General features: G+C 50.4%; 16 protein-coding genes. 1 reads left to right on the top strand and 15 read right to left on the bottom strand.

Annotation, left to right across the window (positions count from 1 at the left end; all coding sequences use genetic code 11):
- Positions 1–7: 7 nt before the first annotated feature.
- From BQ7364_RS12010 to BQ7364_RS11995, 4 genes are all read right to left on the bottom strand, one after another.
- Positions 8–1,459: a glycoside hydrolase family 1 protein gene (locus BQ7364_RS12010; protein ID WP_072684931.1), complete on the bottom strand. Its 1,452-nt coding sequence runs from the start codon at positions 1,457–1,459 to the stop codon at positions 8–10.
- Positions 1,460–1,480: 21 nt separating this feature from the next.
- On the bottom strand, positions 1,481–1,849 hold the full coding sequence (locus BQ7364_RS12005) for a PTS sugar transporter subunit IIA (protein WP_139248633.1): 369 nt from the start codon (positions 1,847–1,849) through the stop codon (positions 1,481–1,483).
- An 85-nt stretch (positions 1,850–1,934) separates the two neighbouring features.
- A complete protein-coding gene (locus BQ7364_RS12000) occupies positions 1,935–3,179 on the bottom strand; it encodes a PTS transporter subunit EIIC (protein ID WP_072684930.1) in 1,245 nt (414 codons plus the stop codon).
- Positions 3,180–3,201: 22 nt separating this feature from the next.
- On the bottom strand, positions 3,202–3,531 hold the full coding sequence (locus BQ7364_RS11995) for a PTS sugar transporter subunit IIB (RefSeq protein ID WP_072684929.1): 330 nt from the start codon (positions 3,529–3,531) through the stop codon (positions 3,202–3,204).
- 194 nt (positions 3,532–3,725) lie between these two features.
- On the opposite strand from BQ7364_RS11995, the gene BQ7364_RS11990 reads away from it, so the two are divergent.
- Positions 3,726–5,621: a BglG family transcription antiterminator gene (locus tag BQ7364_RS11990; protein WP_072684928.1), complete on the top strand. Its 1,896-nt coding sequence runs from the start codon at positions 3,726–3,728 to the stop codon at positions 5,619–5,621.
- Between the two features lie 343 nt (positions 5,622–5,964).
- Here BQ7364_RS11990 and BQ7364_RS11985 read toward each other — a convergent pair whose 3' ends face one another.
- From BQ7364_RS11985 to BQ7364_RS11930, 11 genes are all read right to left on the bottom strand, one after another.
- Entirely contained in the window at positions 5,965–6,549 is a 585-nt protein-coding gene (locus BQ7364_RS11985; RefSeq protein WP_072684927.1) for a cytidylate kinase-like family protein, read from the bottom strand.
- 134 nt (positions 6,550–6,683) lie between these two features.
- Positions 6,684–7,187, bottom strand: a complete 504-nt coding sequence (locus BQ7364_RS11980; RefSeq protein WP_072684926.1) for a MarR family winged helix-turn-helix transcriptional regulator — start codon at positions 7,185–7,187, stop codon at positions 6,684–6,686.
- Between the two features lie 65 nt (positions 7,188–7,252).
- On the bottom strand, positions 7,253–7,951 hold the full coding sequence (sigK, locus tag BQ7364_RS11975; protein WP_072684925.1) for an RNA polymerase sporulation sigma factor SigK: 699 nt from the start codon (positions 7,949–7,951) through the stop codon (positions 7,253–7,255).
- Between the two features lies 1 nt (position 7,952).
- Entirely contained in the window at positions 7,953–8,693 is a 741-nt protein-coding gene (locus BQ7364_RS11970; protein WP_072684924.1) for a sigma-E processing peptidase SpoIIGA, read from the bottom strand.
- A 257-nt stretch (positions 8,694–8,950) separates the two neighbouring features.
- Positions 8,951–9,484, bottom strand: coding sequence for a VanZ family protein (locus BQ7364_RS11965; protein ID WP_072684923.1), 534 nt, complete (start codon positions 9,482–9,484; stop codon positions 8,951–8,953).
- Between the two features lie 161 nt (positions 9,485–9,645).
- Entirely contained in the window at positions 9,646–10,182 is a 537-nt protein-coding gene (gene hpf, locus BQ7364_RS11960; RefSeq protein WP_072684922.1) for a ribosome hibernation-promoting factor, HPF/YfiA family, read from the bottom strand.
- Positions 10,183–10,318: 136 nt separating this feature from the next.
- Complete coding sequence (locus BQ7364_RS11955; RefSeq protein ID WP_072684921.1) at positions 10,319–11,260, bottom strand: dipeptidase; 942 nt, start codon at positions 11,258–11,260, stop codon at positions 10,319–10,321.
- Positions 11,247–12,692 carry a DUF2779 domain-containing protein gene (locus BQ7364_RS11950; RefSeq protein WP_072685061.1) on the bottom strand — a complete coding sequence of 482 codons (1,446 nt, stop codon included), beginning with the start codon at positions 12,690–12,692 and terminating at the stop codon, positions 11,247–11,249. Before BQ7364_RS11950 ends, BQ7364_RS11955 begins: the two co-directional genes overlap by 14 nt.
- 426 nt (positions 12,693–13,118) lie before the next feature.
- Positions 13,119–14,357, bottom strand: a complete 1,239-nt coding sequence (locus tag BQ7364_RS11945; protein ID WP_072684920.1) for an aminopeptidase — start codon at positions 14,355–14,357, stop codon at positions 13,119–13,121.
- Positions 14,358–14,380: 23 nt separating this feature from the next.
- Positions 14,381–15,280 (bottom strand): ROK family protein, encoded by a 900-nt coding sequence (locus BQ7364_RS11940; RefSeq protein ID WP_072684919.1) that lies wholly within the window; start codon positions 15,278–15,280, stop codon positions 14,381–14,383.
- A 303-nt stretch (positions 15,281–15,583) separates the two neighbouring features.
- Entirely contained in the window at positions 15,584–16,957 is a 1,374-nt protein-coding gene (locus BQ7364_RS11930) for an alpha/beta hydrolase (RefSeq protein WP_072684917.1), read from the bottom strand.
- Positions 16,958–17,030: the final 73 nt, after the last annotated feature.

Raw genomic sequence — 17,030 nt, 5'->3', positions numbered from 1 at the left:
AAAATTATCACAGCTCCGATCCCCGGCTGGCAATCACCTTCTGATACCAGGCAAAGGAATCCTTCTTAAACCGGTTGCCCGTACCTTTTCCGTGATCATCCAGATCGACGTAAACGAAGCCATAGCGCTTGCTCATCTCTGCCGTTCCGGAGCTGACCAGATCGATTGGGCCCCATGGCAGATAGGCCAAGACCTTCACCCCATCCTGCAGCGCTTCGCTGACCGCCTGGATATGCTGACGCAGATAGTCGATGCGGTAATCGTCGTGCACCGTCCCACCGACAAAAACATCCTCATAGCCGAAGCCGTTCTCCGCGATCATGATCGGCTTCTGATACCGGTCCCAATACTGGCTGAGCGCGTTGTACATCCCCAGCGGATCAATCGTCCAGCCCCAGGCGTTCGCCTTTAAGTAGGGATTCTCGCTGATCGAAGCCGGGTCCATCGTGTTCTTCTGCGAATCGAGCGTGCGCGAATAATAATACGAGAACGCCAGGAAATCCAATGTATTTTCTTTTAACAGCGCCTTATCCGCTTCCGTAATGTCCACGTGAATGTCATTTTCCTTAAAGTAGCGCAGCATGAAGCCCGGATACTCCCCGCGCAGCGGCACATCGGCATAGAAATACTGCATCCGGATCCGCTTCATCGCAAACACAATGTCCTCCGGCCGGCAGGTCGCCGGATAGTAGGTGCAGTCCGCCAGCATGATGCCGATTTGAATATTGGGATTGATCTTCTTCGCATACGCCTTGATTTGGGCATTGCACAGGAACTGATGATGAATCGCGATATACTGATCCTCGATCAGATTCTCGGTTTTATCCCGCAGAATTCCCAGCGACTTAAACGAACAATACTGAACCAAGTTCGTCTGGTTAAACGGAATCCAGTATTTGACGAGATAGCCGTAGCGGTCTAACAGCACCTTGGCATAGCGCACCATGAATTCAATCAGCTGCGGATTCTTGAAACCGCCGTATTCTGTCAATAGCGGCAGCGGGATATCGTAATGAAACATCGTGACGATCGGCTCCATGCCGGCGTCGATCACCTCGCGGATCACCCGGTCGTAAAATTGCAGGCCCTTTTCATTCGGCTCCCGCTCATCCCCGCGGGGAAAAATCCGCGGCCACGCGATCGAAAACCGGAAGCTGTTCATGCCCATTTCCTTCATCAGCGCAATGTCTTCCTTATAGCGGTAATAGAAGCCGTTCCCATAACGTTTCGGATAGTACCCTTCCTGATCGGCAACAGCCGCCGCCAGGGTCGCGCTGGTATGTTCGTTTTCCACCAGCTTCTTCCGGTAGCGGATCCGGTCCAGCTGATCGTTGTATAGATGGATGTCCGACGTGGACAGACCGCGTCCCTCTACATCGTAAGCCCCTTCGATCTGACAGGCCGCCGTTGCGCCGCCCCACAGAAAGTCCTGCGGAAACTTATATTTTTCTTTTTCCATCGGGTTTCCTCCTGTTTTGAATTACTGCGGACCAACGATCAGTTCGTACAGCTCGATCAGCCGCTTGATCTGGCTGACCTCACACATCGTCGTCATCAAATGATCCTGGGCGTGAGTAAACAACAACGACGGCGCGTGCGCCAGGCCGCGGGCTTCCTCCTGAATCACCAGCGTCTGAGCCTGGTGCGCTTTCAGGATACCTTCGGTTTCCGCTTGTTCCATTTTTGCGTAGGCTTCTTTGAATTTCTTTTCTTTGGCCAGCTGAAACGCTTCGTCCGCCAGGGTTTTCGCGCTGCCCGAATGCAGGATAATCTGCATCGCCACCTGATTTAAATCAATTTCTGAAACCTCCGTCGGTTCCAGCGGTTCCTCGTTTGAATATGTCATCATGTCGATCCTTTCTTTATGAAAATAGTCGGAGCTTGAAGTTATATCAGCCTTCCGGATGAAGGGATTGCCGGTCAGTTCCGCAGATTTAGCCGTTGAGCGCTTCACTCTGTTCCTCGGCGATCCGCTGTTTCTCATAGACCTTGAAGAATGGATACCAGGTTGCCAGATAGATCAGGAATAATACGACGTAGACCAGAATCGCCCGCAGATCCTCGGTGATCATCACGCTTGAAAGCGGCGCGGGAATCTGACCGACCTGAATCATTTTGGACGGGATATTCAATAACCCGCTGCGCATCGTAAACCAGACGACCAGCGGCCCGGTGATCGCATTGATCCACATCGGCACCATCAACAGCGGGTTCATGACGATCGGCGCACTGTACATGATCGGCTCGTTAATATTGAAGATCGAAGGCAGAATCGTCAGCCGGCCGACCGTTTTCAGGCTTTTGGATTTCGAAAAGCACATCAGCAGATTCAGCGTCAGCGTTGCACCCATGCCGCCCATCGTGATCAGACCGGCCGTAAATACCGCTTCGTTGGTCGCGATGTTCATCGGCGCCAGCCCGGCTTCCACCGCGGCGATGTTGGCAGCGATGCCGGCCATGAAGATCGGCGTTTTCACGCCGTTCCACAGCCAGTGCGAAATGCCCAGCGTATAGAAGAACGTCATTAAGAAGATCAGCAGCACGAAGCCCGGCAGCGTCTGACCGAAGTTCTGGATCGGCGAGAAGGCCAGCAGCACCAATGCGAACAGATCAATATTCAGATAGAACGTTAAGAAGACGGTCAGGCCGATCGAGGTGATGATCGGAATAATATTCTGAACCCAGCCGATCACAAAATCCGGCAGGCTGGAATCGCCCAGCGGATTGAGTCTGCCGACCAGGTGGAACAGAATCGACACCATGTAGCCGGCCGCGATGCCGACGATGATGCCGGTTGGGCCGAAGCGGTTGAACTCGACGCTAAACATGCCGTTGGCGTCGATGACCGGCTTGATAAACATGATGAACACGGAAATCGCGGTTAATCCGGCATTGATCGTATATTGGGTATGGCCGAGCTTCTCCATCATCTGGTTGGCGACCATGAAGGCGGTCAGCAGCCCCAGCATGCCGAAGGAGAAGTTGATGATGCGGATGAAGTTCGGCAGCGCCGGAATGGTCGAGCGCAGAACATTATACAGATGGATGCAGGATCCGGTCAGAATAAACGGGATGATCTTCTGCATCGAACTGGATAAGGCGGCGACGACTGGTTTCTGTGAGAACTTGTTCATCGTTGGCGTAAAGGAATTCGTCAGCCAGTTCATAAATCGTTTCATATTTTTTCCTCCCCTGGTGAAATCAATGGTTTTCCTGTCGGTTCTGATGCAGCTTTACCGCCAGCTCGATCAGCTTTTCGCCATCCAGACTGCCGTAGACCTTCTGCGGAATGACGCCGACCGCAACGTTGTAGGGCTTAGCCAATTCCGTGAATTTAGCCTTGAAGTTTTCATAGTGCGGGGCCAGCAGCAGGACGTTGATCTTCGGCAGATACAAGACCGCCTCGGTTTCGCTCTTGGCTTCAATTTTTACGTTAAGGCCTTTTTTCTTAGCGACCTTACGCGCGCCCTGAGCCAGAAAGCCGCTGGACAAGCCAGCGCCGCAGCACAATAAGACTTGAATGGGTTCCATATTTTTTCTCCTTCCCTCACTCGCAAATTCATTATAATTTGTCTGTCCTTTCCCCTCAACCAGTCCTTTGCCCGCTGAGGTGCATGTCCGACAGCTCAGGCCAGGACCTCTGCACCCTGCGGTGAAGGGGAATGAATTGAACAAGAATATCTTTACCTTTATAATAAGATCATAGGAAAAAGGCCGGTGAGAGTGTGACGATCAACAAAAAGAAAAATCTGATTCTTTATTTATGGGAACAGAACGTCCCCTGCACGGCCGCCGAGCTGGCCGACGTCTTAAACGTCTCCGTCAGAACCGTTAAAATGTACGTCAAGGAGATCAACGCGCTTGCGCATCATAAGGTGGTGCTCTCCTCCAACAAGGGATACACTGCATTGAAAATCAGCGACCTGTCATTTCTGGATGAACCGCAGACTTTCGCGATGAGCTATGCAGAACGTTCCGTCTATATCATTAAGAAAATTCTGATCGAACACCGGCCGCTCAATACCTTTGATCTGTGCGACGAATTGTTTATCAGCTATTCGACGCTGAAAAGCGACCTGGCGAAAATGAACACGCTGTATCAGAGCTTTCACGTGCACTTTTCGACGCAGAACGATCTGATTCAGATTCAAGGTTCGGAGAAAGACAAGCGCACCCTGCTTTCAAGCATCATCCGGCAGGAAACGCACAGCCGGATTCTGGATCTGGACACGCTGAAACAGTCGTTCAGTCCCACGGAAATCGAAAAGATCTCGCAGATTCTCAACGATTTTTTCAAGCAGGGGACGTACAATCTAAATAACTTCTCCTATACCAATCTGCTTCTGCATTTTGCGATTCTGATCGAGCGGGTGAAAACCGGCAATTCTTTATCGGAAATCCGCGAGATCATGACGAAAAATCCGGACGAGCTGGCGTTGGTCAGACAACTTTCCGACCGGATTGAGCAGGATTTCAGTATCACGCTGAACGCCTGTGAAAAAAATGAGATTTATATCTTTTTTAAGACGAATATCAATTATCTGGTCGATTCCAATTATGACAAACTGCGGGAAGTAATCGGCGAAGATGTGCTGGACGTGATCGTGAAAATCATGGCGGAGGTTTCACAGCTGTATTCGATCGACCTGAAGCATGAGAGCTTTATCATCCCGTTCGGCCTGCATATCAAAGCGCTGATCACGCGGGCTTCCTTAGGAAAATATAACCGCAACCCGCTATCGGAGAAAATCAAGCAGGATTGTCCGATCATCTATGACATCGCTATTTTTATCGCGCTGCGGCTTTCGGAGATTTACCAGGTTGCGATTGCGGAGGATGAGGTCGCCTTTATCTTCCTGCATGTCGGCACGGAAATCGACCGCCAGAATTCCTCGAACGATAAGCTGAAATGTGTCCTGTTGTGTTCCGATTATCTGGGTCTGGAAAAGAAGATCTATGATCAGTTGATGCAGGACTACGCCGATGAGATCACGATTGATGCCGTTGTTTCCAGCTATGAAGAACTGGAAAGACAAACGTTTGATCTGTTGATCACGATGATTCAGGATGAGCGGAATTATAACTATCCTTCGCTGTTGATTCTGCCGTTTCAGCTTGATAAACAGAAAAATGAGATTCGGGAGAAGATTTATGAAATTCAGCAGACGAAAAAGAAAGAGCTGATTTTTAATCATTTCGATCATTACTTCCATCCGGAGCTGTTCTTTGTGACCGAAGATGGAAGCCGGGAAGACGTCATCCAACAGGTCTGCGATAAAATGGAGGCACTCGGCTATGTTTCCGCTTCGTTCAAATCGTTTGTCAAAAAGCGGGAAAACGCGTCATCCACAGCCTTCGGCAGCATCGCGATTCCCCATTCGGTGCACATGGACGCCTATCAGACCAAGATCGGGGTGGCGGTCAGCCGCGGCGGAATAACCTGGGGAAGCAATCTTGTCAACGTCATGCTTCTGATCGCGATCAATAAGTATGACAAGCAGATTCTTCTGACGATCAATGAATCGATTTTGTCCTTGTTTGAGAACCCGGAAATTCTCAGCCGGGTAAAAAATACGTCCAGCCTGGCGGAGTTCAAAGCAATCCTCCTGCCGAATCTCTAGAACCCGAAATTTCAGGCTGATGAAAACACAGAGAGAAGAATGAGGGTTATTATGATCATCTGAACAAATTTCATGAAAGTCTGGCAGCGAAGAAAAATCCCGGCGAAAAGATCTCTGGAACTTTTTCAAGAAAATAAAGTTTCTTTCGCCACCGAGATCGCGGCTCGAATCAGACTATTCAAAGAGATGCCATTTCGATGATTCACCCATGACTGTCTGGAGGACAACTGCGATTTCCGGGCTGATGTCATCTTTTTCCAACGCAAAAAAAGCGAGGTAAAAACCGGAAGCTGGCTCCCTGTTTACAAGCAGGAATTCCATGCCTCCGGCATTTTAAACGATATTATTTTGTTTGCGAGCCATGCCAGTTTTGAGCGGCGAGCACAATCAGATCTTTGGCCAGATCCAGACCGATCGAACTGTTGATCATCAGATCGTAGGACCCGCTGTCGCCCCAGTTTTTATCCGTGTAATACTCATAATAAGCCTTGCGCTCCTTATCCGTCCGCAGCACCAGCGCTCGGATATCGCGTTCCTTGCGGTTATAAAACGTCTTGACCCGTTCGATCCGGTCCGGCAATGGCGCGTTGATGAAAACGCTCAGAATCTCCTTGTCCCGTAAAACATAATCTGCGCACCGGCCGACGATCACGCACGGCTGCACCGCCAGCTGCTGGATGATTTCGGACTGCGTCATAAACACCTGAACGTCGATCATCTGCGTTAAACTGAACAATGGATTGCTCAGCACGGAACGCTTTCTTTCTTCATTTCTGACGACTTCCTCTGAGAATCCCGTCTGTGCCGCGGTCATCGAAATGACCTCTTTGTCATAATACGGAATTTTCAGCTCCTCCGCCACCTTGCGCGCAACGTCCCGTCCTGCCGATCCATATTGACGGCTGACGGTGATGATAGGTAATGTCATGCCTCTCTCCCTCGCTTCCCTCACTCTTGATGATTTCATTGTAACAGGGAGGCAATGATTGTCAACAAAAAGAAAAGACCCGCTTTGCAGCAGATCTCCTGTGATCAATCAGACATTTCTGAAGCTGAACAAATTTACGCCGGATCTTTCGGTTTTCCTTTTTTTCCCGCAGCTGGACGCCGTTTCGGCTTCTCGTTTTTTTCCAGTTCCTGGCGGAAGTAATTCAGAATCTTCTCCAGACTTTCAATCATGACTTCCTCTTTTTCCAGATCCAGATCGACGATGCAGCTGTCGACCATTTCCTCATGGAACCGATGATGAATCCGCAGCACCTCGTTCGCCTTGGCCGACAAAAGCAGCCGCACGACGCGCTTGTCCTGCAGATCCTTGCATTTCATGATATACCCTTTGCGCACCAGCGAATTCACCGCAACGCTCAGCGTGCCCGGCGTGACCATCTGCAGCCGCGCGACATCGCCCAGTGTCTTGGTTTCGCTCTTTTCCACATTCTCCAGAATATGAACTTCCGTCATGGAAAGCGTGACACCCTGATGCTTCATATACTGTTCTTCAATAAATAAAATATGGTTAAATACTTCAACCAGCAAACCATTAACTGTCTCGCGAACACGATTCATGATGCCACCCCCGTCGTGTTCATTGTAGCCTTTTCATTTAGTCTCTGTCAAGGTTTATCCGCGCTTTATTCCTGCTTGATCAACTGATTTCGAAGCTTTTGGATAATTCGTTTTTCTAACCTTGAGATATATGACTGCGAGATTCCCAACTGATCGGCAATGTCCTTCTGCGTCAGTTCCTCATGGTTGATGCCATAACGCATTTCCAGGATCATCCGCTCGTTTTCTTTTAACTTGCTCATGGCTTTTAACAGCTGTCGCTTGTCTTCCTCGGCATAGAAACTTTCCGCAACGATATCGCCTTCCGTTCCCAAAATATCGGAGAGCAGCAGTTCGTTGCCATCGTAATCGACGTTGAGCGGCTCGTCGAATGAGATCTCGGTTTTCCGCCGGCTTTTCTTGCGCAAAAACATCAAAATTTCATTTTCAATGCAGCGCGAGGCATAGGTAACCAGCTTGATATTTTTATCCCGCTTAAACGTGTTGACGGCTTTGATCAGACCGATCGTCCCGATACTGATCAGATCCTCCATGAAAATCGGATTGGTTTCATAACGCTTGGCGATGTAGACGACCAGACGCAGATTGTGCTCGATCAGCGTATCGCGGGCCTGTTGATCGCCATTTTCCAGTGCGATCAGCGCGGCTTCCTCCTCATCGCGGGCAAGCGGATGCGGCAGAACGTCGTTACCTTGAATAAAGTGAACCTGACGACTTCGTTTTCCGAACAGAAAAGCCTTTAATTTGAATAACCAACGTTTCATTCTATCTGTAACCTGTAAACAGCGTGACGTTCAGCAATGTATCGTAACCGCAGCCATCCAGCGCTTCGCTGGATGCCAGCCAGACCGGCTGGGCACATCCGCCCTGAATCTGCAGCGAAGCGCTGATCGCCGCCACATCCCGGACACCCGCAACGGTTTCCACCGGCAGCGGGCGAGCTGGATCCCAGTTGAGCTGCCCCTTGACTTCGCGGGTGCAGAAAATCAGCGGGCGGCCTTCGATGACGGCGCTGTTGCCCGAATCCAGATAACCGGAGAGCGCCAGTTCACACGCGCCCGCCTGCAGCGTCACCGGATACAAAAACGCGGTTTCCGCTAGCCCCCGGCCCAGTTTACGCTGAAGGATAAAATCCCACGCCAGCAGCATCCCGGCCGCAATCGTCCATTGCCAGCACGAAGCAGGCAAAAACAGCTGGAAATGCACAAGCGATCCTTGCCACAGCTTCATTAATCCGAATTCGATCAGAAACCGCATGCCCCAGGCAAAGGCCGACGCCTGCATTCCAAATGAGAAAACGATCAGAACGCTGATCAGCTCGCTCAGGGCGCAGAGCCAGACCGCGCCGTCAAACCAGCACAGACAGGCAGCCAGCGGCGCCAGTGGGCACAATATCAGAATTCTTCTCAGGCGGACCGGACGCCGGCACAGCCACGCCGAGGTCAGCCAGACTGAGCCGTTCAGGATCGTTCCCAGAATCACGGTTACTTCCACATAACTGTTCACGCTTTTCTCCTTTCTCTACGTTCTATGATAGAAAAAGCAGCAGGCAGTTTTTGTCGTTTTGCACGCCCCGTCTGTGAAAGTTCATTTCGCTTTTATGCCGATTGACGAATTGTTCAGCACTTGTTCTTCCTCCTGAAAGCAGCGGCGGCCAACAAATCCATCCGATTCATGCCGCCTCGCTGCATGTAATGCACAGCCCTGACTGGACGATCTGTGATTGATGCGGCCGCCATTCCAATTCCATCCTCCAGTCTCCTTCAGCAATTTTTCCCGGCCCGCGTGCGCTGTACCACGCAAAAGATCAGCCAGCCCAAAATTCCGCCCAGCGTATTCATGATCAGATCGTCGATATCGGCAGACCGGCCGATAAAATACTGCAGGATTTCAATCGTCAAAGAATACCCCATAAGCCAAATCAGACAGACACGCCACTTGCGGAACTTCGGAAAACAGACCGGCGCCAGAAATCCCAGCGGAACAAACATTGCGATGTTCAGCAATAATTGTTCGATCATCCGGGCAACCCCCATCTGATACGTTTCCTGAATCCAGACAAAGGGAACGACGTTGATCAAATGCACCGGCGGATGAAAGGCAGAGGGCCCGAATAAAATAAGATCCAGTCCTACCGTCGCAAAGAATACCAGAAGAGCATAGGATGCCCCTGCCCAGATCAATCCTTTGCGCACCTTTGTCAAATCCTTGCGCCGACGAATGCCGCGCGTCAGAAATCCGGCGATCAGGCAGGAAAGCGGCAGGCCAATTATGGTGATTCCAATGACCATTCCCATAGTTCTCAAATCCCTTCTATAAACATAATTCTGAAATTTTAGTATACCCTGAAAATCAAGATTTGAAATGACGGACAGCTTGAATAGAAAGTGACAGTTTATTCACTTAAGACCCATTGCAAAAGCTGAAAAAAGGAACGGTGCTCACCGTTCCCTGTAATCTATTCTTCGTCTTCCGTTTCCAGCAGACCATAACCTCCGCTGTTGCGCTTATAAACAACGGCGATGCTGTCGGTTTCTTCATCAGTATAGATAAAGAAAGAATGACCGAGCATTTCCATCCGCATGATCGCTTCTTCCAGATCCATACGCTGCGCCTTGACCGTCTTGGTTCTGACCGCAATATCGCCCTGATCCAGCTTTCCATTGTCCTGTTCGACAAAGCTCAGCGCCAGCTTTTCACGATGCCTGCGGGACAGGCGGGTCTTCTGACGACGAACCTGATCTTCCAGCTTATCAATCGCCAAATCGATCGCCGCATATAAATCTTCATGTTCGACTTCTGTTCTCAAGATCCCGACTTTGGTAGGGATCGTGACTTCAATTTTCTGTGTGAGAGGATAAGTGCGGACAACAACACGGGCTCTTGTTTCAGGATCGATCAACAGGTATTTGTCCAGAAAGGACAATTTCTTTTCGATCTTCTGCCTCATTGCTTCCGTGATGCTGACATTTTTTCCGACAATCTCAAATTTCATGGATAATTCCTCCTTTGATGTACCTTTAGTATAAGCGGATTCAAAGAAAAAAATCAGTCTTTAAACGCCGGCTCTTTCATGTTATACTGAAAGCAGTAAGGGCTGATTTCAGTAAATCAGCCCTTTTTTTAACATTCTATTGTTTCAACGTTTGCCGTAAGACCCGCAAGGCGTTGTCATAACCGATCGCCTGACATTCCGCTTCCGAAAAGCCCTGTACCCGCAGGCCTTGAATCAGATTCTGTGCCTGAAGGGCGCTGGTCAGATCGCGGCCCATCGACGTCGCGTGATCCTCAAAGAAATCCATGAAATCAAAGCCAACGGCCAGATGCTCTACGCCGACCAGATCGGCAATGTGACGGCCGTGCGCCGCCAGATGCAGCGCATCCTGATGTTCTGGATTGGAATCAATGAAGTTCCTCGCGGCATTCAGGCCGATCACGCCTCCCTTCGCGGCGATCGCCATGATCTGTTGATCAGTCAGGTTGCGGTGTACTTCGCACAATGCGCGGGTGTTGGAATGAGTGGCGATCAACGGACCGCGGACCACTTCCACCATATCCCAGAACGTTTTCTCATTGGTATGCGATACGTCGAGAATCATCCCCAGCTCGTCCATTTTTCGAACAGCCTTGCGGCCTTCCTCGGTTAATCCTCGGGTAACGGTACCTTTCACGCCGGTCGCCAGTGCGTTTTCATCATTCCAGCACAGCGAGGCAATGCGCACGCCCTGATCATAGAGCCACTGAATTTTTTCTTCAGCCTGATCCCGGATTCCGCACATGCCTTCAACCGTCATCACAACCAGCGGCTTGCCGGTTTCTTCCAGATCAGCTTTGGATTTTACCCAGGTGACGGCATCGAGGTTTTCTTCGATTTCCTGCCGGACTGCAAGCACCATTTTCTGCATCCGATCCCAGTCCTCCGAGCCTTCAAAATAACTGGCGATCCCAACGCCGAGCACTTCGCCCTTCAGCAGCTTCGGCAAATGTTCTTCTCTCAATACATGGGTTCTTCCTTGTTCGTGCTTGCGCAGAATGTCCCAGCCGATATCGGCGTGCAAATCAAAAATTTTCATCTTCAATCCCCTTTCCGGCGGCTGTCGCCGCTTCTTTTTGTTGATGACGGACTTCCCATTCCGCCAGCTTCTTTTTCAATCCGTTCATAACGATAATCATGGAATAGGTGTCCAATCCGCAGTATTGAAGCAGATGATCACGAATCGCCTGATGATCGGACTGATCGTTATTTTGATCAAGATTCCGCCATTGGACGACGGCGTCCATGCCTTGATGGATGTCGAGATCCTGATAAGTCAGGTTTTCATCAAACAGCGGCAGCAGTGTTTTCAAGGAATAATAGCCGCGCATCCGCGTGTCGTAGAACAGACCGGCCTGGAAGGGAAAGGCCAGATCGACCATGCGGGCATAAATCTTCATCAGCGGTTTCGCGCGTTTAGGAAACCGGGCGGCCAGCTCCTGAAGCCGGATCTTTTCCGCGCCTTCGGCATTGTAGGCGATCACGCTGCCCTTTGGCGGCAGATCTTGTAGCAGCTTCTCGACAAAATCTTCCCGGCAGTCGTGCACGCCGATAAACTCGCGATGGGTCAGCGTCCCGTCTGCTTCTAAAATATGCAGCGAATACTGAAAGGGCAACACCTGATAGCTGCGCATTCCTTCATATGGCGGCACAGCATAGGTTTCCCACTCAAAGTCGAGGAAGCAGTATGGGTATTGCAGAGCGCCGTCGAGCCAGGTTTTCAACCCAAAATAGTCAATGTAACAGCCGCCATTCTGAGCGGCTTTGATCTGAGCGAATTGTTGGCGGGTCCCTTCAATCCGATCAAGGTCTGCGTCCTGCAGCTTTAACCGGCCTTCCGCTGCCATCTGATTTTTATATTGAGATGAAACCAGCGTCAGGATTGAATCAGGATCGAGTTCTTTTTCTTCCGGGAAGCAGCGTTCGTAGTAAACGCATTTATTACGGCGCGTGCAGCGGTTGGTTTTCACAGATTCAGGTTCTTCCAGCTCAAGCATCCGCTCCATTTCGTCAAGCATAGGCTGGACTTCAATCTTCTGCTTTTCGATTGCTTCTGAAAGCCTTCGGGCCGGACGTCCGGCTTCGTTATAAAACCGATCGGAAATAATAAAGAGTTCCTGGGGATCTAATTCTTTCCCCCGGATATAATCGGGATTGAGATGGATCACAGAAAGGGAATTCACCGCAAGGCCAAGGTTTTCCAGCACCCAGACGCTTAGCATATAACTAAATGCTTCGTCTTCTTTAGGCAGATGGCCGCCATACAGAAAATAGACTTCCCAGCCGGCATCTGTTTTGTGAAGAAAGGGAATTTTGACACGCAGCTGATGGAATTCAAAGCGGGCGGATACCAGCCATTCTGATTCTTCCAGCGCTGTCATAGCCCGCTGCGGATCATCGCCGCGAACCCCCTGAAAGTATTCTTTAATTTCTAATTTCCGGCAGGCCAGCGCCGTTAAATCCTCATCCATCCTGACATAGGGAGAGAATGGCGGCGTCGGTTCTTTTTTAGAAAGCCAGAAATATTTCTGACATCGTTTAAATTTTTTACAATCGGAAGTATGAAACATGTATAATCACCTTTTTGATTATACCATTCCCCTCCGTGCAATCCAAGAAAAGTTGGATAAATCCCAGGTTTTCACAAATTTATTTCATTCCGGAATTTTCTCGGGAATTTAATCATTTAAGAGATGAGCTTAATAAATGTTTAAAATTAGCTTAAACGTCCTATCAACAGTAAAAAAGCACGGCTCCTCAGGCATGCCTTTTCCATACATCCATCTCAATGTTTCCAGTATATCACGGCTATTGTCCCCTCGAATATCCCAGATCTGTCTTTTCTTAATGAAAAAGGACGCTGCCAGGCAACGTCCTCCCTCTTATTCAACTTATCTTTATTCAATACAAAACTGGCCGTCGCGAAAGAAAACAACTTCCGAACCGTCCGCATGCACACCGGTGATCTGCATGTCGTCGCTGCCGAACATGAAATCGACATGGACCATTGAGAAATTACAACCCTTCGCTTTCATTTCATCTTCGCTCATCGACTGTGAGCCTTCCATATTCATCGGGTAAGCCCTTCCCAAAGCCAGATGACAGCTGGCGTTTTCATCAAACAAGGTGTTGTAGAACAAAATCCCGGATTGTGAGATTGGCGTATCGACGTCGATCAGCGCAACTTCTCCAAGATACGCGCTGCCTTCGTCAAACTGGATCAGACTGGCCAAGGCGGCTTCTTCTTCCTCGGCATGCCAGCGCACCGCTTTGCCCTCTTCAAATTCGATCCAGAAATTCTGAATCAACTTTCCCTGATAGCTGAGCGGCTTTGTCGCCTGAACTTTGCCGCGTACCCCGGTTCTTTTCGGCATTGTGAAATTTTCCTCGGTCGGCATATTGGGATTAAAGACCACGCCGCTTTGCGATTTTTCACAGCCGCCTTCCCAGAGATGGCCCTCGGCCAGCTCTACAATAAGATCCGTACCTTTCTGATTCTTAAAATGCAGCGCCGCAAACCGCTGGCGGTTCAGCCAGTCGTTGCGCTCAGACAACTGCCGGTTATGTTTTTCCCACAACGGGATCGGATCTTGTTGATCCTGAATCCGAACAGAAGCCAGGATCGCATCCCACAGCTTTTCCACTGCGGTGTCCGGCTGTTCCTGCGGAAAGACTTTCAGCGCCCATTCCGGATTTGGAATTGCGACGATCGACCACTGACCGAGATTGGCCATCGTGTAGTTCTGGAATTTTTCCAATGCTTTGCGACGCGCGGTGACGACCTGCTGGACCTTCTTTTGATCGACATCCTTCATGATGCCCGGGATGCTCGAGTCAATATGCAGAATGCAGTATCCGCGGTCGACAAATTCCTCTTCCCGCGCCATCAGCCAGTCTGGAACCCGCTGCAGCACCGGCGTTTCCGCGTACTGATAGTCCAGCTTGGTGATCTGATCATCGAGCCACTGCACGATGACCTCACCCGCTCCGGCACGATAGCCTTCCTCGACGCACATTCTGACAAACGGCGCTGAATCAACCTGCGCCTTAATTACCAGCAGCTGTCCTTTCTGGACATTGACGCCCAGCCGAATTGCCAGTTCGGCATATTGCCGCAGGCATTTTTCTGAAACCAAGGTTATTCCTTCTTTCTATGATGTTAGTTTCCGTGGGAGATCGGCAGCATCGCCGCGCCGATGATTCCTGGTTCTTCCAGCTTTGCCACTTCAAACAGGGTATCGCGCATCGGCACATGAACCAGGTTTTTGAAATTAGCGACAACTTTATCCAGGAATACATCCTTGGACTGCATCATGCCGCCGCCGATCACAAACATCCAAGGATCGGCAACATGGGCGATCACCGAGAACATTACAGCCAGATCGTAGGCCATATCGTCAACGACAGCCTGGGCCTGCGGATTGCCCTGCTTCGCCAAATCAAATACATCCCCGGCATGCCGGATCCGATCGCCGAACAGCGCTTTGCCCTTGCGGGTAATCGCAACACCGCTGGCTTCGTTCTCCACCGCACCGATGTTCAAATGATTGATTTTCTGACGATTGCGGTCAATGATGATATTCGCAATTTCCCCGGCATGACCATGCTTGCCGCTGACAACCTTGCCGTCGACGACTAATGCGCCGCCGATACCGGTAGAAATCGTGACGTAATAGACGATCGGCAGGCCTTTTCCAGCGCCAACCAGCGCTTCCGCCAGACCGGCGACATTAGCGTCGTTATCAACGTAGGCCGGCATGTTGAAATTTTGCGTCAGCTTCGCGGCAATCGGATAAAGCTCAAACCCCGGCAGATTCGTTGCCATCAACATTTTTCCGTTGATCGTATCGACTGGTCCCGGCACGCCCACGCCGATCCCCTCGCATTCAGTATACCCCGGAATCTCCCGGATCATTTCCATCATGTTGTCCATAACTCTGCGAGGTCCTTCCTGCGCCAGCGACGGCCGTTTTACTTCAGCTAAAACAATCCCGTCACGCGTCACTTTGGCAACGCGGACGTTCGTTCCCCCTAAATCAATTCCTAAATATGTTTTCATACTCTAGGTCCTCCTTACGTTTAATTATATCGAAAGCTGCAAGGGGTTACAACCAAAGACCGCCCGGAAACCACGGAATTTCGCGCCGGGTTTCAAAAGGGCTGCAATCTTGGAATTGTTGAACTCTCTTTCTCAGCGGCTGGCCGTCGTTGACGAAACAAAAAGCGGATTTCCCCAGATTCAGAAAGCCGCGGTCATCCCGGGCGGTCTGATCAGTGAATCTCCGCTTCATTTGCAATCTTTCTCATCAACTGAATCTTCAAGCTTTTTGCATCCGCTTACGATTCTTGACAGTTTGAAGCCTTATTTCTGTGCGTGGATAAAGGCTGCGATATCGTCTGTAACCCGCGGATCGACGACCGCTTTCTGCATGTAATAGGTGTTTGGATTGGCATTGTAGTCGCCCGGCATCATCAAATGCGACAGCCCGGAATAGCTGTGGAATGTCCAGTTAGCCTTTTCGCCATAAGCCGCTTTCCACGTTTCAAATTCCTGCAGCGGCACCTGATAATCTTCCTCGCCCTGCAGCACTAACATCGGTTTGGTGATCGTTTCCGCGGTTTTGATCGGATCATAGGACAACAGATCTTTCCAATAGGCCGGATAGGCGCCAGCCACCGCTTCATCCTCCGGCAAAGAGTCCAGCTGCTGCAGCTTGTCCAGCTCGGCAACCATCGCATCCATCGACGCTTTTTCCTGATCCGTATTCATGAACTGCGCCAAATGCTCATACTGCATCTTCATTAAAGAAGCCAGATCCGTTACCGGTGCGGCCATCATGATATAGCCCGCTGCCTCCGGAGTTTCCGCGGCGATCCGCGGCATGCATAAGCCGCCTAAGCTGTGGCCCAGAACATAAATCGCTGACGAATCAATCTCCGGCTGTTTGGCAATCAGGTCAACGATATCTGCGGCGTCCTGGATGGTTTCCTGTTCCACTGTAAACTGTGTGTCCCCGGCGCATTCAGCGCCATAAACAAAGGTCCGTTTGTCATAGCGGACAGTCGCGATGCCCTGCTCGGCCAGCCGGTAGGCGATATCCTGAAATACGGTGTTTCCATACAGTGTTTCGTTGCGGTCATTCGGTCCTGAGCCATGTACCAGAATAATAACAGGCGCTGGCTGATCGCCTTGGGGCAGTGTTAAGGTGGCAGGTAAATCCTTGCCATCGCGCATCGTCAGCGTCAGTTCCTGCTCTGCAGCCCCTTCCGGCAGCGTCAGCGCCGCGACGTTGCTCGGCTCAATGTATTCGGAGAAGTTCACGCCTGCGATCTGATCCTGATCGTCAAACACGACGTTCACACACAGGTTCTGATTTTCAAACAACACGGGAACCTGAACGATGATATAGCCTCCCTGCTTAATTTCATTGACAGTCTGGATTTCTTTTAATGCCCCCAGCTGCTTCAGCGAAGGTTCCAGCGAAGCCTGCAGCTGCGAGGATGCCTTCTGCATCTGTTCATCATAGGCAAATCCCTGCAGCAGCTTGTCAAAATCCCCGGCCCCCAGTGTTTCCACATACGCTTTGGCGATCTCCTCCCGGCTGCCCGTCACCTTATCCTGAATGTCTGTTCCCGGTTGATTGCTTTCGGCGGGAGCGGGCGTTTTCTGACAGCCGCTTAAGACAACGGACATCAGTAAAAGTCCGATAAATCCTTTTTTGATTGATTTGTTCATTTCTGTTTTCCTTTCTGATTTCCATATTTAGATGTTGATCTAAATGTATTATAGGAGTGTCTTCCATCTTTGT

This window comes from Holdemania sp. Marseille-P2844 (assembly GCF_900120005.1).
Classification (GTDB): Bacteria; Bacillota_I; Bacilli_A; order Erysipelotrichales; family Erysipelotrichaceae; genus Holdemania.
The sequence above is the reverse complement of the archived record's forward strand: the minus strand, read 5'-3'. Positions and strand labels throughout refer to the sequence as shown.

Coding starts and splice junctions, on each gene's coding strand:
- BQ7364_RS12010 (WP_072684931.1), bottom strand. CDS start 1,459: ATGGAAAAAGAAAAATATAAGTTTCCGCAGGACTTTCTGTGGGGCGGC.
- BQ7364_RS12005 (WP_139248633.1), bottom strand. CDS start 1,849: ATGATGACATATTCAAACGAGGAACCGCTGGAACCGACGGAGGTTTCA.
- BQ7364_RS12000 (WP_072684930.1), bottom strand. CDS start 3,179: ATGAAACGATTTATGAACTGGCTGACGAATTCCTTTACGCCAACGATG.
- BQ7364_RS11995 (WP_072684929.1), bottom strand. CDS start 3,531: ATGGAACCCATTCAAGTCTTATTGTGCTGCGGCGCTGGCTTGTCCAGC.
- BQ7364_RS11985 (WP_072684927.1), bottom strand. CDS start 6,549: ATGACATTACCTATCATCACCGTCAGCCGTCAATATGGATCGGCAGGA.
- BQ7364_RS11980 (WP_072684926.1), bottom strand. CDS start 7,187: ATGAATCGTGTTCGCGAGACAGTTAATGGTTTGCTGGTTGAAGTATTT.
- sigK (WP_072684925.1), bottom strand. CDS start 7,951: ATGAAACGTTGGTTATTCAAATTAAAGGCTTTTCTGTTCGGAAAACGA.
- BQ7364_RS11965 (WP_072684923.1), bottom strand. CDS start 9,484: ATGGGAATGGTCATTGGAATCACCATAATTGGCCTGCCGCTTTCCTGC.
- hpf (WP_072684922.1), bottom strand. CDS start 10,182: ATGAAATTTGAGATTGTCGGAAAAAATGTCAGCATCACGGAAGCAATG.
- BQ7364_RS11955 (WP_072684921.1), bottom strand. CDS start 11,260: ATGAAAATTTTTGATTTGCACGCCGATATCGGCTGGGACATTCTGCGC.
- BQ7364_RS11950 (WP_072685061.1), bottom strand. CDS start 12,692: ATGGATGAGGATTTAACGGCGCTGGCCTGCCGGAAATTAGAAATTAAA.
- BQ7364_RS11940 (WP_072684919.1), bottom strand. CDS start 15,280: ATGAAAACATATTTAGGAATTGATTTAGGGGGAACGAACGTCCGCGTT.
- BQ7364_RS11930 (WP_072684917.1), bottom strand. CDS start 16,957: ATGAACAAATCAATCAAAAAAGGATTTATCGGACTTTTACTGATGTCC.